Genomic DNA, 23,352 nt, shown 5'->3' on the forward strand with positions numbered 1-23,352 from the left:
TCACAATCGGCGGACCTGTCCCGTCTCTGCTGGCATGGACGACCCCACCGCACTGTTCACCCGACTACGCCCGCGCCTGTTCGGCGTGGCCTACCGCATGCTCGGCTCCTCGCACGAGGCCGAGGACGTGGTGCAGGATGTCTGGCTGCGCTGGCATGGCGCCAACCAGCAGGACATCGAGAACGCCGAAGCCTGGCTGGTGGCCACCACCACCCGCCGCGCCATCGATGGCCTGCGCCTGGCCCGGCGCACGCGCGAGCACTATGTCGGCATGTGGCTGCCCGAGCCGCTGCTCACTGAAGACACCGGCACACCCGAGTACATGCTGGAAACGGCCAGTGATCTGTCGGTGGCCTTCCTCAACGTGCTGGAGCGGCTGGCACCGGACGCGCGTGCCGCGTTCCTGCTGCACGATGTGTTCGACCAGGATTACGACGTGGTGGCACGCACGCTGGACAAGACCGAAGCCGCCTGCCGGCAGATCGTGCACCGCGCACGCCTGCAGCTGCGGCAGGAGCGACCGCGCTACAACGTGCCGCAGGACGTGCACCAGAAACTGATGCGGCGTTTCGCAGAGGCCATCGCCAATGGCGACTTCGGGACGATGAAAACCCTGATGGCCGAATCGGCCGTGCTGATCGGCGATGGCGGCGGCATCGTCACCAGCTTCCCGAAACCGATGGTCGGCGGCGCACGCATCGCACAGCTGCTGTACGCCCCGCACCTGCGGCGCAAGGACCAGCTGCGGATGGTGCCGAGCATGATCAATGGACGACTGGGGCTGCTGCGCTACTTCGATGACGTGCTGGAATCGGCAATGGCCTTCGATACCAACGGCGAGCAGATCGTGCAGATCCTGGTGCAGCGCAACCCGCACAAGCTGCAGGGCCTGAACCAGCCAACCTTGATCCAGTAGATCCACGCCATGCGTGGATGCGGCTGGCTTCATACACAGCAAAGCCACGCATGGCGTGGCTCTACTGGCGGACTGTCCACCCTGCGTCAATCCAGTAGATCCACGCCATGCGTGGATGCGGTTGCCTTCATGCACAGCAGAGCCACGCATGGCGTGGCTCTACCGGCGGGCTTTCCACCCTGCGTCAATCCAGTAGATCCACGCCATGCGTGGATGCGGCTGGCTTCATACACAGCAAAGCCACGCATGGCGTGGCTCTACTGGTTCTCCGTGCTGCCTGACGGCTGCCCTTGCGGTTACTTCTGCTGCAGGAAGGCCAGCAAATCCTGGTTGACCTTGTCCTTGTGGGTCTCGGTCAGACCATGCGGCGCGCCCGGGTAGACGATCAGCCTGGCGCCCTTGATCAGCTTGGCCGACATCCGTCCCGCCACGTCGATCGGCACGATCTGATCGTCGTCGCCGTGGATCACCAGGGTCGGCACATCGAACTTCTGCAGGTCAGCGCGGAAGTCGGTCGCCGAGAACGCGGCGATCGAGTCGTAGGTGTTCTTCTGCCCACCCAGCATGCCCTGCGCCCACCATGCATCGACCATCGCCTGGTTGACCTTCGCGCCCGGTCGGTTGAATCCATAGAACGGCCCGGACGGAATGTCCTTGTACAGCTGCGAGCGGTTCTCCAGCTGCGCCTTGCGGATGCCGTCGAAAACTTCGATCGGAACGCCACCGGGGTTGTCTGCGGTTTTCAGCATGAACGGCGGCACCGAACTGATCAGCACGGCCTTCTTCACCCGTCCCGTGCCATGGCGGCCGATGTACCGCGCCACTTCGCCGCCGCCTGTGGAGAAACCCACCAGCGTGACGTCCTTCAGATCCAGCGTATTGATCACCGTGGCCAGATCATCGGCATAGTGATCCATGTCGTTGCCGTCCCAGGGCTGGCTGGAACGACCGTGGCCACGGCGGTCGTGTGCGACCACCCGGTAACCGTGGTCCGCCAGGAACATCATCTGCGATTCCCAGCTGTCCGAATCCAGTGGCCAGCCATGGCTGAAGGTCACCACCGGCCCGTTCTTCGGGCCCCAGTCCTTGTAGTACAGCTGCACGCCATCGGCGGTGGTGATGGTGCTGGCGGTGCGCGTGACAGCGCTGGGCGCGGACGGGTGTGCAGGCTCGGCGGCCTGGGCGGACAGGCCCGCCTGCATCGACAGGGCCAGGGCAGTTGCAGCGAGGGTGCGGGTAACGGTGTTCATGGTGGACCTCCAGCGGATGGGTGGGTTTCGACAGGGGCTACTTTGCGCCCCTGCCCGGGACCATTGGTGACGTGAAGTCCAGAAAACTTGATCAGAAATCCCAGAACACCGGCACCCAGCGGAACGCCTCGCCGTCGCGGGACACGCGGCCCACCGACGGGAACGGCAGGTGCGTGGCCACCAGCATCTCGCCGGTGCCGGCCAGCGCATTGAGCAGTTCGATGCGCACCCGCGCCGCTTCCTCCGGGTCGTGCTCGAAGCCGTTATGCCAGTTCGGTTGATCGAAACCGACGGCGAACACGGCATCGCCAGCAAACGTCAGCGCCTGGCCCCCCGAGGCAACGCGCACCACGCAGTGGCCCGGCGTGTGGCCGCCGGTGCGGCGCGCGACTACGCCCGGTGCGATCTCATGCTCATCCTCGAAGGTGTGCACGAAACTGCCGTACTCGGCCCAGAAATGCGTGGCCGTTGCGCGAAGCGCGTCCGGGAACCCCTGTGGCATGTTGGTGCGGGTGAAGTCGGGCGACTTCCAGAACGCCACTTCCGACGCCGCGACATGGATCTTCAGATCCGGCCGCAGCTGTGCTTTCACTCCGTCCACCAGCAGGCCACCGATGTGGTCCATGTGCATGTGGGTGATCACCACATCGGTGATCTCGCGCAGGTCGATACCGGCAGCGCCGAGGCGACGGATCAGCTGGCCGGCGCGCGGCAGCTGCAGGTCCGGGTCCATGCCCAGGCCGGCGTCGATCAGGATGGTGCGCTCACCGCTGTGCACCACCATCACGTTCAACGCCCAGTCGAACGCATCCTGTGGCAGGTACATCTCGTCGAACCATTCGGCGCGCTCGGACGCCTGCACGTTGTGGCCGAGCATCTGCGTCGGCAGCGGCAGCACGCCGTCGCTGACCACCAGCACATCGATATCACCGACTTTCAGGGCGTAACGCGAGGGAACAAGCTCGTCGAGCGCGGGCGCGGCAGGAGCAATGGTGTTTTCCAGGCTGAACATGAGGCGATCTCCACGAAGGTTGGCTGGCAGGCAGTGAAGCAGGGCCGGCGGACGGTTCCGGGGTACGCCTTCGCACGGCGCAGGGCATGGCGTTGCCGGGCAGCAATGCCCTGCAGCACAGCGCCGCTGGTTCGATTGAAGACGGGATCCACGAGCTGTCGTGGCCCCGGAGCACGGCAAGGGCCGTGTGGGATCAGCGTAGGCAACGCAGGCAGTGCGCAGTAGACCCGCAGGCGGGCTCGCGGCGTTGCCTTTTGGGAAGCAGTGGGCGACGTGGTTCCCGCCCACCGCCTGCCACCCGGTGAGCTTCGCTCAGCCGCCCTTGCCCATCAGCCAGCGGATGGCCTGTGGGAACGAGGTCTTCCAGTCGTCCGGATAGAAATGGCCACCCTCATGGGTACGCGACCGGAGCTCGTTGCCATCGCTGAAAAGGGCGCGGAAATCCGCGCTCATCTTCTGGTTCGCCGGCCCTTCCTGCTCGCCGTTGATGACGAACACCCGCTTGCCGTGCGCGCTGCTCTGTGTGGGCACCGGCTGGCGCCAGCCGCCCGGCGACACCAGCAATGCGCCGGCATAGTCATCCGGATGCTGCGCCAGCAGCGCGCCGGCATGCTGCGAGCCCTGCGAGAAGCCCATCAGGTACACCTGCTTGCGGTCGATGCACTGGCGCGCGGCCAGTTGCTCCAGCCCCGCCTGCACCACCTTGTGCGTGCCCTCATACGGGCCGGTCCAGCTGAAGCTGTCGAACGACTCGCGCATCTCCGTACCGTTGATGCCCAGCAACACCACACCAGCATCGGCCAGCGGCTGCTCGCTGCTATCCAGGTGGCCGTTGATGCCGTAGCCGTGCAGCCACACCAGCACTGGCGCACAGGCCGGCATCGCAACACCCTTCGAAGGGGCCAGCACCGAGATGGCGCCCACCTTGCCGACCGATACCTTCGCGTAGCGTGCCTGCGTATTGGCCAGCACCTGCTTGAAGAACGGCGTTCCGCGCAGGTGCTCGAAGTCATCGTTGTCGGCCAGCGCGGGCGCGAACCACATGCCACGCTCATCGGCTTGGCGCAGATAGCGCTCGGCCAGCGCATCGTCACCGCGGCGTGCGAACAATGCCGCTGCGTGGTACGGCGCCTGCGCCAACGTGGGGTCTTCGCGGGTTGCGGCCAGATAGAGCGCCAGCGACTGCAGCAGCGTGGCGTCGTCTTCCTCGGCCCGCTCCATCAGGTCCTGCGCATCGTCGGCATTGATCAGGGCATTCAGCACCGGGCTGATCGACTTGAACGCGATGGTCGAGGCGCTGTCCTGTTCCTCGGCCTGTGCGGTTGGCGCGCAGACAGCGAGCGTCAGGAAAACAGCAAGAGCAGAAAGCTTCTGCATGGGGAATCTTCCGTGATTGCGGCAACGCGCGGGGCGCGCAGTCTAGCAATCTCCGGGCCGGTCAGATCACCCTGCGCTCAACCGTAGGCAGGATGGCTGCCGGTAAGCACGCCCATCGAGAACGCGTAGCCCGCTTCTTCCAGCAACAGCCGCATGCGCAGTTCCGCCCGGCGCGGAACGCACAGCCCGCTCGGTGCGTACAGCGCATAGACGAAGCCGGCGCCTTCCACGTGCTCGCGGCGGACCGAACAGTTGTTGGTTTCTGCGGCATCGGACCACACGGCCCGCAGCTTCTCCGGGCCGATGGATTGACCGTTGCGCAGGCGGAACGTCAGCCAGCGCACGCCCAGCGGGGGATGGTAGGTCAGGCTAGCCATTGCGCACCTTCAATACGGCGGCGGAGATGGTTCAGGACGTCAGGTTGCAGATCAGGATGCTCGTTGCGCGCGGACGCCGGCAGATCGATGCGGACAGCGCCGTTGACCAGCGCGGGGGGATCGGTGTGCAGGTCGATCCACCATCCATCGGGAAGGCGAAGCCCGCGTCCATCCCTGTCATAGAGGTTGATCTGAAAAGACATGACGCTCGCTCCCATTGGAGTTCGAGCATACGCCTGCGCGATGTCACTCCAGACTGCGACCCGCCGACGCGGTTTCCTCGACCCGCTTGGCGCACACGAAAACGAACGCCTCGTCCTGTTGCACCTTCAGGAACGAATCCAGCCAGCGTGCCGCAGCACCGCGGTTGCCGATCACGCCCCCGAGTTCTTCGGTAAGGCAACGCGCGCACTCCATGCCACCCGGACTGGGGGCCTGGCAGGCGCGGCAGCGCGCCATCGTCGTCGTTCCTGCCGGACGGCACTGGTACATGATCTTCGTCATCAGGCTTACCGCACGGGCATGGGATGGCATCAGCGCTCTTCCCGAACGTTGGACAGACGAAAGCCGCGCAACGCGCGGCCTCTTCTTCGCTTACTGCTCAGCGACGGCTGTCACGGCCCGGCTCGCTCTTCTGTTCCTGCCCGGACTTCTGCGGGCCGACCGGCTTTGCATCCTGCTGGACCTGCTGCTCCTGCTGGCGCTGCTTGCCGTCCTGCTTGCGGTCGCCGCCCATTGCGTTGTCATCAGCCTGGCCGTGCTGGGCGGCCTGCTTGATTCCGGTCGGTGCGTTGGTGCGGTCGGTCTGGCCTTGCGGCGTATTGTTGTTCATGTCGTGCTCCACCGCAGCGATCTGCTGCAGCGCCACTGTGGGCGTGGGCCGGTTACGCAACTGCATGAAAGCCGGAGATTAATGAACGGGCACCATGAACGGCGCTGCGCGCACACAGGCTCCTGACATGCACAGGTGTACGTTGGCGTTCCAACAGGAGAAGTCTCATGGAACGCATCACCAACAAGGACTTCGTTGACGTCGAGCGCGAGCTGCAGCATTGGCAGGCCGCGTTCCAGACGGGCGATCTGCCCGCCATCAACTTCCGCCACGAGGTCGCACCGGTCATCCGCCTGGCGTGCGACATCTATGTCCGCAACCCACATGGCACGCGCACGGCGTGGCTCACCGATCTGCAGTCACGGCTTGCGCTGCGCACCAGCCTGCGTGGCCACCCGGGGTCGGCGGAAATGGCGATGGGCTGCTGGGCGCGCCTGTCCGGGCCGGCATTGGCCCCGCAGGCGGGCTGACACCGGCTGCGGGCAGGTCACTCCTCGCCCGCGAGCTGGTTGCCTTCCTGCATCAGCTGATCATTCAACCGGTTCACCAGCGCGATGACCGCATCGGCCAACGCACGCGCATCGGCGATGGAGCCATGGAAGGCAATGCGGGTGCCCTCCACCCTCACTTCCGCCAATGAAAGCTGCGACGCCAACGTCGCGCAGTGCTGCAGGAAGCGGCCGGTCCACTGTTCATCGGGTGCCTGATCGAGCAGCGCAGTGATCGCTTCATCGGCAGCCGCATCGACCTGCTGGTGAAGCCGCGGCACGTCGAACCCAACGATCCGCGGCAGTCTGGACGTGCTCACGTACTTCCCCAAGGGTGTGCAGATGGGCAGTATCGCGTCACCACGCCCCCCGTGCGAACCGTCCGACGTGAACGGTTCATCCGGGCCGGCGATGCCGGGCCCTCGGTCAGCGGAGGCGTGTCGATTCCCGAGCTGTCCGGGCGTCGAGAGAAGAAAGGCCGGCCAACGTGGCAGCCAACGCCGATGGACATCCTGATGACGCCGATCCTGACCGCATTCAAGCATTCCCCGGACCGTGGCCAGGGGCTGGCCCGCGACATGCGCGTGCGCTGGGCGCTGGAAGAGCTGGGCCTTGCCTACGACGTTCATCTGCTCTCCTTCGAGGAGATGAAGCAACCCGCACACCTGGAGCGGCATCCGTTCGGTCAGATTCCCACCTATGAGGGTGGCAACGTAGTGCTGTTTGAATCAGGCGCGATCCTGCTGCACCTGGCCGAACAGCACCCCGGGTTGCTGCCCGCCGACGCGGGTGCGCGCATGCGCGCGATCACCTGGATGTTCGCCGCGCTGAACACTGTGGAGCCGCCGATCGTCGAACGCTCCATGGCGTGGGTGCTGGAACGCGAACAGCCCTGGTACGCGCAACGGCTGGTGATGCTGGACGAGCGCGTGCGCAGGCGGCTGAGCCAGCTGTCCGCCCGGCTGGGCGATGCACCGTGGCTGGACGGAGACTTCAGCGCCGGCGATCTGCTGATGGTGTCGGTGCTGCTGCGGCTGCAGAGCAGCGGCATCGTTGGCGAGTATCCAACCCTTGCTGCCTACGTTGACCGCGCGACCGCGCGGCCGGCCTACCAGCGCGCCTTCGCCGCGCAGCTGGCGGTGTTCCAGAACCCGTAGCTTCACCCCGCGCTCAGTAGCTCCACGCCATGCGTGGAGATCGCCATCCATTGGTATTGCTACGCGTCAATCGGCAGCCATCCGCGTGCCACCCGATCTCCGGAAGCAACCGCCACTGGATCAGTGGATGTCCAGCGCGACGATGCCATCCCCTTGCAGGGTGAACGCGTGTTTCAGCACCACCGGGCTGCCCGGGAACGCGCCGCTGACCTGTGCAGATACGATGTGGCGACCGTCCTGCACATGCAGCTGCAGGGGCACCACGTGATGCTGGTAGGCCGCACGCGTCTGCGCCACCCAGGCGGCAATCGCCGTGTGTCCCTGGTGCTGCTGGCGCTCATCGCGCACCGTCGCGTCTGCGGCAAAGCACTGCTCCACGTGCGTTCCGGGCTCGCCATTGGCCAGCAGGAAATAGCGGGACAACGGCGCGGGAAGATCAATAGACATCGCAGGCACTCCAGGCGGGACAGGCGCTATTCTCGAACCGCACCCTGGCCGCCACAAGAACGCACCTGAAGGTAAGTGACCCACCCCATGAGAAAGGCCTACACCCCTGAGACCGCCGCCGCGGACGTGGCCAGTGCACTCGCACTGCTGGAAGGCCGCTGGAAGCTGTTGATCCTTTTCCACCTGTTCGACAGCAAGGTGCAGCGCTATTCCGACCTGGAGCGGCTCATCCCCGGCATCTCGCAGAAGATGCTGGCGCAGCAGCTGCGCGCGCTGGAAGCCGACGGCATCGTGCTGCGCACGGTGTATCCGCAGGTGCCACCGAAAGTGGAGTATCGACTGAGTGCGTGGGGACAGGCAGTGTGCCCGGCACTGGACGCGCTGCTGCTGTGGCAGGAGCAGAAACCAGCGGCAGGCGCGCCATCGGCATGACCAACTTCAGCGCAGCCACCATGCTGCTGCGAATGGTGAACACCCCGTAAAACGGCCATCGCGCGTGCCGTCACGCGCACTGCACCATCACCTACGCTCAGGTTCCGCCCCCGCCCGGAACCGGATCATGCCCTTGATTGCCATCGCGCTTGCCTCAGCACTGTCCGCCCTGCCCGACATCGGCTGGGAGCGCGAGCGGGCCGAAGATGCCCACCAGCTCATGCTGTGCCAGATCCACCGCGACCAGTTGGCCGATCGCGGGGAGAAGTCGCAGACCTACCAGCAGGCCAAGGCCGTCTGTGATCTGCTTGCCCGAGAGTACAAGCAGAACTGGGATTTCGACGCCCACGATGCGCTGGCGGCGGAGGCAGTGGATTTCTTCGACCTCCTGCAGCGCGGTGAGGCCACGGCAGTGCCACCGCGCAAGTCCGATCACGCTCTCGAGTGATCGCCGCCCGGTTGAAGATCAGAGGATGACGGCAGCAAACAGGCCGACAACCCCGATCGTCGTCAGCAGGAACGAGACCATTACCGAGCCGAGCGCACGCAGCGCCGACCCTCCATTCAAGGCCACGAAGGCCCGCATGCGCGCCCACAGGTACCACGCCACCGCCAGCGCGCCGATGGCTGGCGCGGTGAACGGACCGGCCTGCGCCGGGGACGCGGCTGCCGCCTGCGCCAGCGCGAGTGCCACCACGAAGGGGCATGCGATGAACGCCTGGATGGAGAAGGGCTCGCGCAGCGTCTCGCGGTTCACGGGCAGCCGCTGGCGCCGAAGCGTGCCCAGGGCCGCGCCGAGCGCGTACACGCAGAACACCGCAGAGCGGGTGAGCAGCAGCCCCTGCTCGCTGCTGAAAAGCAGCTGCCCCATCGGCGTACTGAGTCGGGGCGAGGACATGCGCAGCGCCATCTCCAGCGCATGGGCGATGGCCACCGACAGGATCAGCATCAGCACCGGGCTGATCGCATCGGAAAACCTGTGCTCCAGATCCTTGCCGAGCTCGCGGCGGGTGTAGAGGGCGACCTCGCCGGGGTGAATCAGTACCCGCCAGAACATCCGCGGATAGAACACCAGCCAGCCGACCAGCTCGTAGAGGAATTCTTCCAGCGATCGCAGCAGTCGTATGAGGTCCATGACCGCCGTGGATAGCGTGCGGGGCGTGAAGCCGGGATCACGGGCGGGGGCGCGGCACCTGCGATGCCAGCTGTCCCCCTGACTTCTGGCAGTCACCGCCGGCCGATGCTTCTCGTAGCGTGCGGGCTGCCCACCTTCTGGGCCTGTGCGGGTACCGGACATGGCAACGGAACGTGCAATCAGCCGCGGCGCGGGTGCGGTGTACCTGCTGGTGGTGGTCACCGGCATCTTCAGTCTGGGCTATGTACCAGGGCAGCTGCGCGTGGCGGGAGACCCGCAGGCGATGTTGGGCAACCTGGTGGCCCACCAGCAGCTGTTCCAGTGGGGCGTTGCCGCCTTCCTGATCGAGCAGGTCGCCTTCCTGCTGCTGCCCCTGATCCTGTTCCGTCTGCTGCAGCACGTGCATCGCGCCACAGCGGTGGCGATGGTTGCGCTTGCCGTCACTGCGGTGCCCATCGCGCTTGTTGCTGCAAGCCATCGGCTGGATGCACTGGCGGTGCTGACCGATACGCGCTTCAGCGCACTGGTTGCCCCTGAGGTGCGCAATGCGATGGCCCTGCAGTCACTGCAGTCCTGGAGCAACGGCGTCCACATCGCTTCATTGTTCTGGGGACTGTGGCTGCTGCCGTTCGGCTGGCTGGTCTTCAAATCCGGCGTGCTGCCGAAGGTCTTTGGCGTGCTGTTGATGCTGGGCTGCCTGGGGTATGCGGCCAACGTGTTCGGCGAACTACTGGTACCCGGCTATGCCGTAATGGCCTTCTCCAACTACGCGACCGCGCCCGCATCGCTGGGCGAGATCGGCATCTGTCTGTGGCTGCTTGTGGTCGGTGTGCGTGCACGCGTGCGCGCGACAATCTGACGCTCCTATCCGAGGATTTCTCGATGGCATCCGGCGCACTGCACGACATCCGCATCCATGTCCGTTTCAGGCTGTCCGCGCTGTGGGCGGCTCTGATGTTCTGCTACATCTACGGCGACTATTTCGGCCTTTACGTGCCAGGCAAATTGCAGGGCATGATCAACGGCGCGGGCCCGGTCGGTCCGGTCAATGAGGGCACGCTGGTTGCCACGGCATTGATGCTGGCCATCCCCGGCCTGATGGTGGCGGTATCCCTGCTTGCGCCCGCCCGACTGACCCGATGGTTGAACATCCTGTTTGGGCTGTTCTACACCGCGATCATGGTGCTGACCATGCCCGGCGCCTGGTGGTTCTACATCACGCTGGGGGCTATTGAAATCGTGGTTTCGCTGGCGATCTGCGTACTGGCCTGGCGCTGGCCTAGGGTGTGACGCAACGGAGGGTCATTGCGCGATCAATGTGGTGGGCCCACCAGGATTCGAACCTGGAACCAAGGGATTATGAGTCCCCTGCTCTAACCGTTGAGCTATAGGCCCTGCGCAGCGTCACAGTGTAGTGGAGCACGGCCGGAGTCGGCTACTCAGTCGGCAGCAGCAAGCGCCTCGCCAACACGCTGCAACCGTCTCTCCGCCATCCCCGCCAACCGCTCCATCTCCTGCAGATGCGCCTGGAACAGCGCCACCGCCTTCATTGCGCCCTCCAGTCCCTTCGGGTTGCCACTGGCAAACCCCGCAACCAACTGTTTTCCCGATTGCGTCAGCAGCGCCAGCGTGGCCCGTCGGGCGAAGCCCAGCCGATCCTCCAGCTCGTCCTGCATGACGTCCTCCCACGTCATCAACGGCGGGAAATCCAGGGCAGCAACAACAGGCACATCGTGTTCAACAGCCTTCATGGCCAAGCTCCAGATGCTCAACAGGGTTGATGCCGCAGATACACGCATTGCACGTGTCCCCGCAGCGCGTCCGCCTCGGTGCCGGTGATCCGGCCCGCCCACGAGGTGTGTTGAGCACCTGCGACGCCAGAGTGCGTTTGTCGCCCCGGAACGTCAAAGGGCGGATGCGTCAACGCCAACGGGAGCCGAGCATGGCCGCAACTCCACACCGGATCCCCCAAAGAAAAACCCCGCCGAAGCGGGGTTTCTCTCAACACGTCAGCATTCGCTGGAGATCAATCGATATCCAGGAAGCTGCGCAGCTGCTCCGAACGGCTCGGGTGACGCAGCTTGCGCAGGGCCTTCGCTTCGATCTGGCGGATGCGCTCGCGGGTGACGTCGAACTGCTTGCCGACTTCCTCGAGGGTGTGGTCGGTGTTCATGTCGATGCCGAAGCGCATGCGCAGCACCTTGGCTTCCCTCGGGGTGAGGCCGGCCAGCACGTCGCGCACGGTTTCAGACAGGTTGATGTTGGTGGTGTTCTCGATCGGGGACTCCACGTTGGTGTCCTCGATGAAGTCGCCCAGATGGGAATCCTCGTCGTCGCCGATCGGGGTTTCCATCGAGATCGGCTCCTTGGCGATCTTCATCACCTTGCGGATCTTGTCTTCCGGCATGTCCATTTCCTTGGCCAGCTCCTCCGGCGTAGCCTCGCGGCCGTACTGCTGGAGCATCTGGCGGGAAATGCGGTTCAACTTGTTGATCGTTTCGATCATGTGCACCGGAATACGGATGGTGCGCGCCTGGTCGGCGATCGAACGGGTGATGGCCTGGCGGATCCACCAGGTCGCATACGTGGAGAACTTGTAGCCGCGGCGGTACTCGAACTTGTCCACGGCCTTCATCAGGCCGATGTTGCCTTCCTGGATCAGGTCGAGGAACTGCAGGCCGCGGTTGGTGTACTTCTTGGCGATGGAGATCACCAGGCGCAGGTTGGCCTCGACCATTTCCTTCTTGGCCTTGCGCGCCTTGGCTTCGCCATAGGCCATGGCACGGCTGAGTTCCTTCAGCTCGTCCAGGTCCAGCAGGGTGACCTTCTCGATGTCGATGGTGGCCTGCTGCTCGGACACGATCTGGTCCTTCACTTCACGCAGCGCCGAAGACCACTTCTGCTTGCGCTTCAGTGCGTCTTCCACCCATTCCAGGTTGGTCTGGTTGCCTTCCCAGGAACGGATGAAGTCCTTGCGCGGCATGCGGGCAGTGACGGTGGCCAGGTTCAGCACGCGGCGCTCGTGGGCCTTGACGCTGCCCATGGTGTCGCGCAGCTGCTTGGTCAGCACGTCCGTCAGCGGAAGCGGCAGCTTCAGGGTGACGAACACCGCCGACATCTCCTCGCGGAGCTTCAGCAGGTTCTTCTTGTCGCCCTTGGCAACGGCCTTCTTGAAGGCGTTGAGGGCATCGCCCAGCGCCTGCATGCGCGCGGCGACTTCCTCCGGATCCGGACCGGTCGGCGCGGCTTCTTCATCGCCGCCGTCGACATCGTCCTCTTCCTCGTCGGCGTCGGCATCGGCGTCGTCCGCGTCATCGGCCACGGCAGCAGCCGGGGCCGGCACTTCCTCGGACAGGTCATTGAAGCCGACGATCACTTCGGCAAGGCGCTTGCGGCCTTCCTTGTGCGCTTCGTAATCGGTCAGCAGCGACTCGACCGACACCGGGAACTGGCCGAGAGCGGCCTGGACCTGGGACAGGCCTTCTTCGATGCGCTTGGCAATGGCGATTTCGCCTTCGCGGGTCAGCAGCTCGACGGTACCCATTTCGCGCATGTACATGCGCACCGGGTCGGTGGTACGGCCACCTTCGGTGTCGAGCGCGCTCAGCGCGGCGGCAGCTTCTTCGGCTGCGGTGTCGTCGACCTCACGGTTGCCCGTGTTGCCGTCGTTGAGAAGCAGGGTTTCCACATCCGGAGCAACTTCATGGACATCAATGCCCATGCCGTTGATCATGCCGATGATGTCTTCGATCTGTTCCGGGTCGACCATGTCGTCCGGCAGATGGTCATTGACTTCGGCATAGGTCAGGTAGCCCTGTTCCAGGCCCTTGCTGATCAGTTGCTTGATTTCGGATTGGGCAGGACGTTCGTTGGCCATGTAGTGCTCGCGCCACCGGCTAGGGGGAAATAGGGAACGTAGCATTATACCAGCCCGGGGCCCGGCCTGCCGGGCGGTGGTCCCGGCGGCCTAGGGCCTGAGGAGGAAGGTCACGGGACCGTCGTTGACCAGGCTGACGACCATATGGGCACCGAAGCGGCCCGTTTCCACCCCCGGCGCGTGATTTTCACGACAGATGTCGACAAATCGATTGAACCCGCGTTCAGCCTCCTGCGGCGGTGCCGCGCTGGTGAAGCTCGGCCGCATGCCGGAACGGGTATCCGCGGCCAGGGTGAACTGGCTGACCAGCAGCAGGCCGCCGCCGGTGTCACGCAGCGAGCGGTTCATTTTGCCGGCCTCATCTGCAAACACACGGTAGCCGAGCACGCGTTCGGCCATCCGTTGCAGCCGGGCCTCGGTATCGCCCGGCTCCATGCCGACCAGGGCCAGCAGGCCGGGGCCGATCTGCCCTACCGCTTCACCTTCCACATGCACGGCAGCCTGGCTGACACGTTGAATCAGAACGAGCATCGGCGGGCTTCCAGGCAAGGGCCGGCCACGATAGCAGCGCCCTTGGCTAAACTGGGGCCGATGAATCCACACCGCAAAGCCCGGCTGGTCTACCGCGCCACCACCCTGTTCGCCCGCCTGCCCTGGCCACTGCTGCGCGGGTTCGCGCGCGCCCTGGCCTGGACGTGGGTGCGCCTTGATGCCCGCGAGAGCCGCGTCACCCGCCGCAACCTGGAACTGGCCTACCCCGAGCTGGACGCGCCGGCGCGCGACCGCCTGCAGCGTGAACTGCTGCGCTCCACTGCCCTGCAGGCCATCGAGACCCTGCGCCTGTGGAGCCGGAAGCCCGCCGACAACCTGCGCCTGCACCTGAAGGAGCGCCACGGCCAGGCCCTGTACGACGCGGCCCTGGCCAGCGGCAAGGGCGTGATCGTGGCGGCCCCGCACTACGGCAACTGGGAGCTGCTGAACCAGTGGCTGGCCTCGCGCGGCCAGATCGCCATCGTCTACAAGCCGCCGGAGGACGAGGCCAGCGATGCCTTCCTGCAGATCGTGCGCGGCGGCGATAACGTGCAGCAGGTGCGTGCCGAAGGCCCGGCCGTGCGCCAGCTGTTCAAGGTGCTCAAGGACGGCGGTGCCACCGGCATCCTGCCCGACCAGCAGCCCAAGGCCGGCGACGGGGTGTTCGTGCCGTTCTTCGGCGTGCAGGCGTTGACCATGACCCTTGTCAACCGCCTGGCCGAGCGCACCGGCGCGACCGTGCTGTATGGCTGGTGCGAGCGCATCGGCCCGGACATGGAATTTGCCCTGCACATCGAGCCGACCGACCCGGCCGTGGCCGATCCGGACCCGCACGTGGCGGCCACCGCGCTCAACGCGGGCATCGAACGCATCGCCCGCCGCGACCCGGCGCAGTACCAGTGGACCTACAAGCGCTATACGCTGCGGCCACCGGGCAGCGGCGAGGAAGACCCGTACGCGACCGACGAACATCCGCACTGAGAGCCGCTGCACCGGCCTGCGACACACCGCCGCAGCACGTTGAATACGACGCTGGCGCCCCCATAGAGACACCGATGTCCGCCTCCCCCGGTCCTGCCATGTCTGCTTCCTCCCTGTTCGGTGATCCGGCAGCGATCCGCTGCGAGCGCGCGGTCGCCGAACTGCGCGCCGGTCGCCCGGTCCTGCTCCACGATGGCCAGGGCCAGCGCCTGGCGGTGATCGCGCTGGACAGTGCCACTGCCAGCAGCTTTGCCGCCTTCGCCAGCGCCGCGCGCGAGCGCCATTACCTGTATCTGACCGCCACCCGCGCCCGCGTGCTCGGCGTGGAGGCGCCCGAGGGCGCGCGCCTGCCACTGGCTGGCGTTGCGTTCGATGCCTTGCCCTCGCTGGGCTACCTGCGCGAACCCGGACCGATGCCCGCAGCCTGGAGTGCAGGCGATGCGTTCGATGCCGGCGCGGTGGAACTGGCCCGGCTGGGCCTGCTGTTGCCGGCGATGGTGGCCGTGCGCCTGGATGCAGACGACGCCACGTTCGATGGCGCGGCCGAGGTTGCCCTGTGCGATCTGGCCGAAGGCGCTGCGCACGCCGCACATGATTACGAACTGGTGGCACGTTCGCCGGTGCCGCTGCGCGACGTCGGCATGACCACCTTCGCGGTGTTCCGCGGTGGCGTCGCCCAGCGCGACCAGGTGGCGATCATCGTCGGCGAACCGGACCTGTCCGCGGTGGTGCCGGTGCGCGTGCATTCGTCCTGCCTCACCGGCGACCTGTTCGGTTCGCTCAAGTGCGATTGCGGCGACCAGCTGCGGCGCGGCCTGCGCAAACTGAAAGAACTGGGCGGCGGCGTGCTGCTGTACCTGGACCAGGAAGGCCGCGGTACCGGCATCGCCGCGAAGATGCGCGCCTACGGTTACCAGCATGACGGCCTGGATACCATCGACGCCGATGCGCAGCTGGGCTTCGGCGCCGACGAGCGCCGCTATGGCAGCGCGGTGGCGATGCTGCGCGGGCTGGGTGTATCCCGTGTTGCCCTGCTCAGCAACAACCCGACCAAGGCACAGCGCCTGCGCAATGCCGGCATCGAAGTGCTGGACTGCATTCCGGTCACCGGCGAGATCACCGCCGAGAACGAGCACTACCTGCGCACCAAGGCCGACCGCGCCGGCCATCTGCTGGATGTCGACGCGCTGATCCAGGCCGCCCAGTAACGCGGGCGACCTGCTAACGTCTGCGCGGTGCGGCCATCACCGCGCCTGCCCGCCCTGCTGCCCGACGGACGCCCGTGTGACCGAACTTCCTTTGCCTGTTGCTGCCACCGAAATGCCCCTCGACCACTGGCACCCCCTGCCGCGGCGCGCTGCGCGGTTGGCGGCACTGGAGGGCGCCTTCGGCGGTCTGTTCATCCCCGGCGCACCGCTGGTCGCCCTCTGGTGGTTCTTCGATCTTCCGGGTGGTCTGTGGGCGGCGATGCTGGGCCTGCTGGTCGGCCTCGCCTTCGGTGGCTGGATCGGTCATCGCCGTATGACCCGCACCCGCTGGCGGCTGGACGCGCAGGGTCTGGGCCTGCGCCGCGACCTGATGTGGCAGCTGGAGACCCGCATCCCCATTTCGCGCGTGCAGCACCTGGACCTGCGTCGCGGGCCCCTGGAGCGGCGTGCAGGCTTGGCCACGTTGATCGTGCACACCGCCGGCACCCGCCTGAGTGCGGTCACCGTCAGCGGCCTGGACGAAGCCGATGCCGAGCGCCTGCGTGACACCCTGGCCCATCAGCTCGACCAGGACGCCGACGCCCTGTGAGCCTGCCGCCGCCCCTGCCGCCGTCGCTGCCCAGCGGTGGCGAAGAGCATCGACTGCACCCGTGGTCGTGGCTGTTCGTACTGCTTATGCAGCTGCGCCACTATTTCCTGCCACTGGTCGCGTTGCTGGTGTTCGGCCAACGCGGCGACCGCGATCCGATGTGGGCACAGTTGATCCCGTTGACCGCCATCGCCGCGCTGGTGCTGGTGTCGGTGCTGCAGTACCTCAGCTACCGCTATCGCATCGGCAACGATGCGATCACCGTGCGCAGCGGCCTGCTGGCGCGCAACCGGCGCGAGATTCCCTTCGCCCGCATCCACAACGTGGAAGTGCGGCAGAACCCGTTGCACCGGTTGTTCGGGGTTGCCGAACTGCGCCTGGAATCGGCCGGTGGCGTGCGCCCGGAAGCGGAGATGCGCGTGCTGCGGCTGGACCAGGCGTTGGCCCTGGAACAGCTGGTGCGCCAGCGTGGGCAAGTGCCCGAGCCAACGCCGGGCGACGCGCCGGCTGCCGGTGTCGTGCCATCCGACGACGAGCAGGTACTGCTGCGCCTGTCGAGCTGGGATGTGCTGCGCATGGGCTTGCTGTCCAACCGTGGCTGGGCGCTGGCGATCGCCGCCTTCGGCGTCCTGTTCCAGACCGTACCGCGCCAGACGATGGACGATGCCATCCAGCGCGGCGGGCGCGAGGCCTTCGGCTACGCCAGCCATCTGCATGCCGGGGTGACCGGTGGGCTGGTGCTGTTGGCGGCCGCGTTGCTGCTGGGCTGGCTGTTGTTGCGGGTGCTGTCGGTGGTGTTGACGCTGCTGCGCTATCACGGCTTCACCCTCAGTGAGCGCGAGCGGCGCCTGACCGTCTCCACCGGCCTGCTCAGCCGCACCCGCAGCAGCGTCGCGCGCCGCCGCATCCAGGCATGGACGCTGGGCGAGAGCACCCTGCAGCGCTGGTTCGGGTTGCGCCAGCTGCGTATCGACAGCGCCGCCGGTGGCCCCGCGCGCGACGACGACCGCGCGCTGCGCGAACTTGCTCCTCTGGCTGGCGCGGGCACCTGCGACGACCTGGTGCGCCATCTGCTACCACAGCTGCAATGGCCACCACAGCAGTGGCAGCCGATACCGCAACGCGGTTGGTGGCGATTGTCGCTGTCCACCTTGCTGGTGGTGCCGTTGCTGACCGCCGCGCTGTACTGGCGCTGGGGCCTGCCGGCCTTGGCACTGCTGGCCTGGCTGCCGGTCAGCCTGTTGATCGCGCACCGGCAGATGGCACGGATGGGCTGGCACCTGGATGGCCAGTTCGTGGCGGTGCGCGGTGGCTGGTGGAAGCGCTGGTGGCGCTGGGCCGAGCTGGACAAGGTGCAGGGCCTGCGCCTGCAGCGTTCGCCGCTGGACAAGCTGCTGGGTACGGCCAGCCTGCAGCTGGACACCGCCGGTGCGCATGGCGATGTGGCACTGGCACTGCGCTATCTGCCGCAGGCGCGCGCGCATGCGTTGATGGAAGAACTGGCCACGGCGCTGGCGCGGCGCAAGCTGCGCTGGTAGCGCGGCCGATCGTTGAACCGCCATCCACGCATGGCGTGGATCTACTGCACCATCCACGCATGGCGTGGATCTACTGCCCCCCCACGCATGGCGTGGATCAACGGTAGTGCCGGCCGCTGGCCGGCAAACGCAGGCATTCCGGTGGTTGCCGGCCAGCGGCCGGCACTACCCACATCAACGCTGCGACGGCCCCCAGTAGCCTAGGTCCTTGCGGATCTGCAGGTCCCGGACCCAACTGCCAAACGGCTTGCGACGCAGCGTGCCCATCTCGCCGGACAGGAAATCCTCGGTGGCGGCGATCACCCGCTCGCTGGACAGGCCATCGCGGTAGGGGTGGATGGCATCGGCGTAGCGCACGATCTCCGCCTGCAACGCAGCATCGGGATGCAGCGCGCGCGCCAGCATTGCCGGCAACTGCTGCGGATCGTCGAAATCGATCATATGCGGCTTCGGCACGCGGTTGCGGAAGGTCACCACCGGCTTGTGCTGGACGATGAACTCGGAAACGATCGATGAGGTGTCCGATACCAGCACGTCGGCGGCGCGCTGGGCGGCCATCACCTGCTCCGGTTCGATGAACCGCGCATTGGCGCCGGCCAGCGCGCGGTAGCGTTCGAACAGTTCCGGCGGGCACTTCGGATGCAGGGTCAGCAGCCAGTAGTGCTGCCCGGCGGCGATGTCGGCCGCGATCTGCGCATGCAGGTGCGGAGCGGCGCTCAAGCGCTCGGTGAAGGTTGAACCGAACAGGATCACCGGGCGTCCACCGGCTGCATTGCGCAACGCGGCACTGTCGCCGCCGTCGTCGCGGAACAGCGGGTCCAGCTTCGGCCAGCCGGTTTCCGCTACGGCGAAATGGCCCTGCACTGCCGCGATCTCGCGGAACGGCGCGGTGGTGGCAGGGCCCTGCGTGCAGTACAGGTCGAACATGCCGCGCACCCGGAAGTGGCCACGCGCACTGTCGCGTTTTTCCACGTTGAAGCCATGGAACAGCTGCACCTTGGCCCCCGACAGGAAGGTCGGCACCCAGTTGGCCGCGCTGAACACCGCCCGCGGCCGCATCGCCAGGGCCTGCTTCAGGCCGATGTTGGGCACGCCGGGCAACTGGCTGCCGGCCGCGCCATCTTCGAACCAGGCCGCCACTTCCTGGCCGGAAGCGTGCAAGGCCTGCACCAACGGGGCGAGAATAGGCAGCGCATAGCGCTCCGTCGCAAACAACAGGTACCCGGCCATCATGTCCTCCACGACCGCTCCCATCGAACGGCCTCGCATCTCGGCCTGCATTATCGCGTTCAACGAGGCCGGGCGCATCGGCGACTGCCTGGCCTCGCTGGCCTTCTGCGATGAGATCGTGGTGGTGGACTCCCTGTCCACCGACGCCACGGTGGCCATCGCCGAGGCTGCCGGCGCCCGCGTGCTGCAGCGTCCGTTCGATGGCTTTCGCAGCCAGAAGGCGTTCTGCGTCGAGCAGGCCACCCACGAGTGGGTACTGTGCCTGGACGCCGACGAGCGCATCAGCCCGGAACTGCGCACGGCCATCGAGCAGGCCCGCGACGGCGGCTTTGCAGGTCATGCGGGTTACCGCTTCGCGCGCCTGTCGGAGTACTTCGGCAGGTTCCTGCGCCACGGCAATGCCTATCCGGACCGGGTGCTGCGCCTGTTCGACCGCCGCCAGGGCGGCTGGCGCGGCAAGCGCGAGATCCATGAGGCGGCCAGCGTCGATGGCACCGTCGGCACCCTGCGCGGGGACCTCATCCACTTCCCCTACCGCTCGCTGCAGCAGCAGCTGGCCAAGACCGAGAAGTACGCACGGATGATGGCCGAGCACGAGTTCGCGCGCGGCAAGCGGGCCACCCTCGGCAAGCTGGTACTGGCGCCAGCCTGGCGGTTCTGGCGCGGCTTCCTGTTCCGTGGCGGCTTCCGCGATGGCTGGCATGGCCTGGTGTATGCCTATGTGCGCGCCAACTATGTGCGGCAGAAGACCATCATGCTGTGGATGCTGGGCAACGGTCAGGCCGTGTCCGACCCTCCCAACCCCTGAACGGGAAGTCGGCCAGGGCTGGACGCTACGGCGCGATCTTTGCCCTGTGCCGGGCACCTTCCACGATCGACAGGCCGGTCAGCAGGCCGACGATGGTGACGTAGAAGCTTGCGGTCATCTGGTGCGCGAACATCGACTGGGTCAACCCGCACAGGATGTAGGACACCACCACCATCACGCCGGCGGCGGCGGGGCCACGGAAGGTGATGTGCCCGCTGCGCCGGTGCAGGCGTACGAATACCCAGAGGGGCACGCCATACACGGCCAGAAGCAGCAACACGCCCGGCAGGCCCTGGGTAGCTCCCCACTCGGCCAGATCGTTGTGCGCATGGCGCAGGTGGCAGCGGATTTCCTGCGGGTTCTCGCGGCAGACCGGCACCCGCTTCATGGCCGTGTCGAAGTGGCCGATGCCTACCCCGGTCAACGGATGATCGAGGAAGGTCTCCCACGCCACCTGCAGGCGCTCGACGCGCGCCCCGGCCGAAGAGTCACTGTCACCCTGCTCCATGCGCTGCACATCGCTGTGCAGTTCGGACAACCGCACCTGGTGGCGCAGTTCGGGCACCGACAGCAGCAGGGTCGCGCCGATGGCCAGCATGCCGGCAAGCACTGAAAGACGCGCCACGCCGGTGCGCCAGCGCAGGCTCAGTGCCAGCACCACCAGCAGCGCCAGCAGAGCCGCGAACACGCCCCGGCTTCCGGTCAGGATGATGGTTCCGCACCCGGCGGCCATGCCGACGATTACCAGCGACCAGCGCCGCGACGGCCGGCAGAACACCAGCAACACCATCAGCATCATCACGATGTCGGCGAGCACGATCGCGTTGGTGAACAGTTCGGCGCGTGGCGCGCCCTGGGCCACCTGCAGCGCCGAAAGCACGAAGGTGCCCACCAGCCCGGCCAATGCACCGCGCCACAGCCAGCGCATGTCCGGGCGCAGCGCACACACCCACAGTGCGATCCACGGGATGACCAGGAAGCGGGATCGATTGTCGACATCGCGCAGGCCCTGTTCGAACAGCACGACCGACACGAGGGCCATCACCACCACCGCCAGCATCAGCCAGCTGAGGACCTTGATCGGCTGCATGTCCATACGCCGGGCCTGCCACAGCAGGCCGGGCACCATCGCCGTGCTGACCAGCAGCAGCAGCGCGTAGGGCAACAGATTGATCGGAATCGTCAGCACCAGCGCCGGCATGCAGAACAGGCCGATCTGCGCCAGCCAGTGCGCCGCACGCGGACGCCTCCCTGCGGGGACGCCCAGCGGATCGCCGATCGTGGATTCCAGGTTGTGCTTTGAAGCTGCCACGTCGAAAAAGTTCGCTGCAATCCGGCGGAATGAACGGGATCGCCGATACGGCCGATCCCACGCTGACGTTTTACTGCCTTTGCTGCCGCTTGGGCAGTCTGGACAAGCGCGGGCCAGGGTGGTTATTCCTCACGCTGCAATCGCCGTTCACGTTCGCGCTCCTCCGCGCTGGCCACGCACCGGCCCTGCACCGCAGTGGCCGGTACCAGCCACCAACGGCGGCGGTTGGCGATCCCGGCCAGCTCGGCACGGTCGCGGTCGATGCAGGGCAGCAGCGCGTCTTGGTGGACCAGCAACCAGCGGCGCCGGGGCGCCAGCTGTTGCCATTCCACCGCCGCAGCCAGCTGTGCATCCCAGGGCTCGTTGAAACCGAAGGTGGCTGCCGGGCGGTCTGCCATCAGCAGATTCTGCTCTTTCCAGGCCACCAGCCCCAGCTCCGCATCGGCGCCGATACGCTGGCCGGTGTGCCGCATCAGGCCGCGGGCGGAACTTGAATCATTCAGCAGCGGATAGCCGATCAGGCTGTACAGCACCCACACGGCAGTGAGGGTCGAAACCAGCGCCAGCTGACGGCGATCACGCCCGAACAACAGCAGGCTGGCCACACCCCAGCCGCCCATTGCCATGGCCGCCCAGGCCAGGGCGTTCATCTCGCCATTGCCGATGCCCCGCGTCTGCATCAGCCGCACTTCGAAGCCGGGCTTGCCCAGCAGGGCAGACAATCCGGCGGCCAACGTCCCCAGCGACAGCAGCAGGGTGAACGCGCCCAGCAGCCATTGCACATCGCGCCGGCGCAGCAGCCCCGGCAGCAACGGCGCCAGCGCCAGGCAGAACATCGGCAGCGCCGGCAGGATGTAGACGTCGCGCTTGCCATTGGGGATCGAGAAGAACAGCACGATCAGCGCCCACCAGCCCAGCAGCAACAGATAGCGCGCGTCCCGACGCTGCAGCCGGCGCCGCCAGGCGGGGATCGCCCACGGCACCGCCAGGAAGGCGGGAATCCACATCGACGGCATGGTGCCCAGGAAGTACCACCAGGGCTGGTGGTGGTCCCAAGATTGCGCATAGCGCTTGGCGGTCTGCCGGAACAGGATGTCGTTCATGTACGCCAGGTACTCGCCGGAGCGGGTCGCCAACGCGGTCATCACCATCGGCACCAGCCACAGCGCGACGGCCAGCACGAACGCCAACGGCGCCAACCAGAAGCGCAGGTCGCGTGCATGCAGCCGCACCCGCGGCCAGTGCAGCGCCGAACCGATCACCGCTGGCACGATCATCAGCAGCGCGATCACGCCCACGCCCTTGGTGATCACCCCGATGCCGGCAAAGAACCAGCCCAACCACCACCAGCGCCAGGCGGGCCCCAGCAGCAGGTGGCGCAGCAGACCGTAATTGGCCAGGGTGATGAACAACACCACCAGCGGGTCGATCTGCGCCTTCTTCGACTGGAAGGTGAACTGCAGGGCGAACAGCAGCGCCCAGCCCGCATACAGCCCGACCTGGCGCGTCCACAGACGCCGGCCCAGATCGACCACGCACCACAGCGTGCCGAGTGCAGCGATCAGCGAGGGCAGCAGGAACGCCACCCGCCAGTTGCCGACCACGCTGTACAGCGTGGCCTGCCACCACATCAGCATCGGCGGCTTGTCCGAGTACAGCTCCAGCCCACGGTGCGGGAACAGCCAGTCGCCGCTGTCCACCATCTGCTTGGCGACCAGGGCGAAGCGCGGTTCGTCCGAGGGCCAAGGATCGCGTAGTCCCAGGCCGGCACCCAACACCAACAGGGCCATCACAACGAACAGCCACGTCTGGCGTGATGCACGGGTTTTCAGCATGGGGGCTCGGACTGCGGTTG

28 protein-coding genes and 1 tRNA gene are annotated in these 23,352 nt (G+C 66.5%); 12 read left to right on the forward strand and 17 right to left on the reverse strand.

Features of this window, described 5'->3' with window-relative positions:
• Window positions 1-34: 34 nt before the first annotated feature.
• Window positions 35-916: an RNA polymerase sigma-70 factor gene (locus AC1DKR_RS13605; RefSeq protein ID WP_154881108.1), complete on the forward strand. Its 882-nt coding sequence runs from the start codon at window positions 35-37 to the stop codon at window positions 914-916.
• 296 nt (window positions 917-1,212) lie between these two features.
• Here the strand turns inward: AC1DKR_RS13605 and AC1DKR_RS13610 are convergent, their stop codons facing one another.
• From AC1DKR_RS13610 to AC1DKR_RS13640, 7 genes are all read right to left on the reverse strand, one after another.
• Entirely contained in the window at window positions 1,213-2,166 is a 954-nt protein-coding gene (locus tag AC1DKR_RS13610) for an alpha/beta fold hydrolase (protein ID WP_312786117.1), read from the reverse strand.
• A 91-nt stretch (window positions 2,167-2,257) separates the two neighbouring features.
• The gene (locus tag AC1DKR_RS13615) at window positions 2,258-3,178 is read right to left on the reverse strand and encodes an MBL fold metallo-hydrolase (RefSeq protein WP_353098722.1); all 921 of its coding nucleotides are present in this window, start codon (window positions 3,176-3,178) and stop codon (window positions 2,258-2,260) included.
• 312 nt (window positions 3,179-3,490) lie between these two features.
• Window positions 3,491-4,555: a prolyl oligopeptidase family serine peptidase gene (locus AC1DKR_RS13620; protein ID WP_312786118.1), complete on the reverse strand. Its 1,065-nt coding sequence runs from the start codon at window positions 4,553-4,555 to the stop codon at window positions 3,491-3,493.
• A 77-nt stretch (window positions 4,556-4,632) separates the two neighbouring features.
• On the reverse strand, window positions 4,633-4,932 hold the full coding sequence (locus AC1DKR_RS13625; protein ID WP_108265967.1) for a hypothetical protein: 300 nt from the start codon (window positions 4,930-4,932) through the stop codon (window positions 4,633-4,635).
• Window positions 4,920-5,135 carry a hypothetical protein gene (locus tag AC1DKR_RS13630; RefSeq protein WP_154881111.1) on the reverse strand — a complete coding sequence of 72 codons (216 nt, stop codon included), beginning with the start codon at window positions 5,133-5,135 and terminating at the stop codon, window positions 4,920-4,922. The genes AC1DKR_RS13625 and AC1DKR_RS13630 overlap by 13 nt, the downstream gene beginning before the upstream one ends.
• Before the next feature lie 43 nt (window positions 5,136-5,178).
• Complete coding sequence (locus AC1DKR_RS13635) at window positions 5,179-5,436, reverse strand: hypothetical protein (RefSeq protein ID WP_243747091.1); 258 nt, start codon at window positions 5,434-5,436, stop codon at window positions 5,179-5,181.
• A gap of 97 nt (window positions 5,437-5,533) precedes the next feature.
• A complete protein-coding gene (locus AC1DKR_RS13640) occupies window positions 5,534-5,764 on the reverse strand; it encodes a hypothetical protein (RefSeq protein WP_195762974.1) in 231 nt (76 codons plus the stop codon).
• 167 nt (window positions 5,765-5,931) lie between these two features.
• On the opposite strand from AC1DKR_RS13640, the gene AC1DKR_RS13645 reads away from it, so the two are divergent.
• On the forward strand, window positions 5,932-6,234 hold the full coding sequence (locus tag AC1DKR_RS13645) for a hypothetical protein (protein WP_025879036.1): 303 nt from the start codon (window positions 5,932-5,934) through the stop codon (window positions 6,232-6,234).
• Between the two features lie 17 nt (window positions 6,235-6,251).
• Here AC1DKR_RS13645 and AC1DKR_RS13650 read toward each other — a convergent pair whose 3' ends face one another.
• On the reverse strand, window positions 6,252-6,572 hold the full coding sequence (locus AC1DKR_RS13650; protein ID WP_223496726.1) for a hypothetical protein: 321 nt from the start codon (window positions 6,570-6,572) through the stop codon (window positions 6,252-6,254).
• Window positions 6,573-6,767: 195 nt separating this feature from the next.
• Between AC1DKR_RS13650 and AC1DKR_RS13655 the strand changes: the two genes are divergently transcribed.
• Entirely contained in the window at window positions 6,768-7,409 is a 642-nt protein-coding gene (locus tag AC1DKR_RS13655; protein ID WP_478033261.1) for a glutathione S-transferase family protein, read from the forward strand.
• A gap of 120 nt (window positions 7,410-7,529) precedes the next feature.
• Here AC1DKR_RS13655 and AC1DKR_RS13660 read toward each other — a convergent pair whose 3' ends face one another.
• Window positions 7,530-7,856, reverse strand: a complete 327-nt coding sequence (locus tag AC1DKR_RS13660; protein WP_478033262.1) for a nuclear transport factor 2 family protein — start codon at window positions 7,854-7,856, stop codon at window positions 7,530-7,532.
• Window positions 7,857-7,943: 87 nt separating this feature from the next.
• Here AC1DKR_RS13660 and AC1DKR_RS13665 point away from each other — a divergent pair, with 87 nt between their 5' ends.
• Window positions 7,944-8,288: a winged helix-turn-helix transcriptional regulator gene (locus tag AC1DKR_RS13665; RefSeq protein WP_478033263.1), complete on the forward strand. Its 345-nt coding sequence runs from the start codon at window positions 7,944-7,946 to the stop codon at window positions 8,286-8,288.
• A 127-nt stretch (window positions 8,289-8,415) separates the two neighbouring features.
• The gene (locus AC1DKR_RS13670; protein WP_025879041.1) at window positions 8,416-8,736 is read left to right on the forward strand and encodes a hypothetical protein; all 321 of its coding nucleotides are present in this window, start codon (window positions 8,416-8,418) and stop codon (window positions 8,734-8,736) included.
• Between the two features lie 18 nt (window positions 8,737-8,754).
• On the opposite strand, the gene AC1DKR_RS13675 is transcribed toward AC1DKR_RS13670, so the two are convergent.
• Window positions 8,755-9,585 carry a hypothetical protein gene (locus AC1DKR_RS13675; RefSeq protein ID WP_363731405.1) on the reverse strand — a complete coding sequence of 277 codons (831 nt, stop codon included), beginning with the start codon at window positions 9,583-9,585 and terminating at the stop codon, window positions 8,755-8,757.
• On the opposite strand from AC1DKR_RS13675, the gene AC1DKR_RS13680 reads away from it, so the two are divergent.
• Entirely contained in the window at window positions 9,584-10,282 is a 699-nt protein-coding gene (locus AC1DKR_RS13680; RefSeq protein WP_363731402.1) for a DUF4386 domain-containing protein, read from the forward strand. The genes AC1DKR_RS13675 and AC1DKR_RS13680 overlap by 2 nt on opposite strands.
• A 23-nt stretch (window positions 10,283-10,305) precedes the next feature.
• On the forward strand, window positions 10,306-10,713 hold the full coding sequence (locus AC1DKR_RS13685) for a DUF6326 family protein (protein WP_312787328.1): 408 nt from the start codon (window positions 10,306-10,308) through the stop codon (window positions 10,711-10,713).
• A gap of 29 nt (window positions 10,714-10,742) precedes the next feature.
• Here AC1DKR_RS13685 and AC1DKR_RS13690 read toward each other — a convergent pair.
• The 4 genes from AC1DKR_RS13690 to dtd form a co-directional block, all read right to left on the reverse strand.
• A tRNA-Ile gene (locus AC1DKR_RS13690) sits at window positions 10,743-10,818 on the reverse strand.
• Window positions 10,819-10,862: 44 nt separating this feature from the next.
• On the reverse strand, window positions 10,863-11,174 hold the full coding sequence (locus AC1DKR_RS13695) for a hypothetical protein (protein WP_478033264.1): 312 nt from the start codon (window positions 11,172-11,174) through the stop codon (window positions 10,863-10,865).
• 275 nt (window positions 11,175-11,449) lie between these two features.
• Window positions 11,450-13,300, reverse strand: coding sequence for an RNA polymerase sigma factor RpoD (rpoD, locus tag AC1DKR_RS13700; RefSeq protein ID WP_312111186.1), 1,851 nt, complete (start codon window positions 13,298-13,300; stop codon window positions 11,450-11,452).
• A gap of 90 nt (window positions 13,301-13,390) precedes the next feature.
• Entirely contained in the window at window positions 13,391-13,831 is a 441-nt protein-coding gene (gene dtd, locus AC1DKR_RS13705; RefSeq protein ID WP_478033265.1) for a D-aminoacyl-tRNA deacylase, read from the reverse strand.
• 60 nt (window positions 13,832-13,891) lie between these two features.
• Between dtd and AC1DKR_RS13710 the strand changes: the two genes are divergently transcribed.
• The 4 genes from AC1DKR_RS13710 (at window position 13,892) to AC1DKR_RS13725 (ending at window position 18,147) form a co-directional block, all read left to right on the forward strand.
• Window positions 13,892-14,812 (forward strand): lauroyl acyltransferase, encoded by a 921-nt coding sequence (locus AC1DKR_RS13710; RefSeq protein ID WP_025879049.1) that lies wholly within the window; start codon window positions 13,892-13,894, stop codon window positions 14,810-14,812.
• A 74-nt stretch (window positions 14,813-14,886) separates the two neighbouring features.
• Window positions 14,887-16,020, forward strand: coding sequence for a GTP cyclohydrolase II RibA (gene ribA, locus AC1DKR_RS13715; protein WP_105164716.1), 1,134 nt, complete (start codon window positions 14,887-14,889; stop codon window positions 16,018-16,020).
• Between the two features lie 112 nt (window positions 16,021-16,132).
• Window positions 16,133-16,609, forward strand: coding sequence for a PH domain-containing protein (locus AC1DKR_RS13720; RefSeq protein ID WP_394123373.1), 477 nt, complete (start codon window positions 16,133-16,135; stop codon window positions 16,607-16,609).
• Window positions 16,606-18,147, forward strand: a complete 1,542-nt coding sequence (locus tag AC1DKR_RS13725) for a PH domain-containing protein (RefSeq protein WP_363734062.1) — start codon at window positions 16,606-16,608, stop codon at window positions 18,145-18,147. The genes AC1DKR_RS13720 and AC1DKR_RS13725 overlap by 4 nt, the downstream gene beginning before the upstream one ends.
• Window positions 18,148-18,321: 174 nt before the next feature.
• Here AC1DKR_RS13725 and AC1DKR_RS13730 read toward each other — a convergent pair whose 3' ends face one another.
• Window positions 18,322-19,380, reverse strand: coding sequence for a CDP-glycerol glycerophosphotransferase family protein (locus AC1DKR_RS13730; protein WP_478033322.1), 1,059 nt, complete (start codon window positions 19,378-19,380; stop codon window positions 18,322-18,324).
• Here AC1DKR_RS13730 and AC1DKR_RS13735 point away from each other — a divergent pair.
• A complete protein-coding gene (locus AC1DKR_RS13735) occupies window positions 19,379-20,185 on the forward strand; it encodes a glycosyltransferase family 2 protein (RefSeq protein ID WP_312110434.1) in 807 nt (268 codons plus the stop codon). The two genes, AC1DKR_RS13730 and AC1DKR_RS13735, sit on opposite strands and share 2 nt — an antisense overlap.
• Before the next feature lie 25 nt (window positions 20,186-20,210).
• Here the strand turns inward: AC1DKR_RS13735 and AC1DKR_RS13740 are convergent, their stop codons facing one another.
• Together AC1DKR_RS13740 and AC1DKR_RS13745 are read right to left on the reverse strand one after the other, a co-directional pair.
• On the reverse strand, window positions 20,211-21,386 hold the full coding sequence (locus AC1DKR_RS13740) for an O-antigen ligase family protein (RefSeq protein ID WP_312787160.1): 1,176 nt from the start codon (window positions 21,384-21,386) through the stop codon (window positions 20,211-20,213).
• A 233-nt stretch (window positions 21,387-21,619) separates the two neighbouring features.
• Window positions 21,620-23,332 (reverse strand): glycosyltransferase family 39 protein, encoded by a 1,713-nt coding sequence (locus AC1DKR_RS13745; RefSeq protein WP_442244507.1) that lies wholly within the window; start codon window positions 23,330-23,332, stop codon window positions 21,620-21,622.
• Between the last annotated feature and the right edge of the window lie 20 nt (window positions 23,333-23,352).

This window comes from Stenotrophomonas sp. 01N47 (assembly GCF_056399165.1).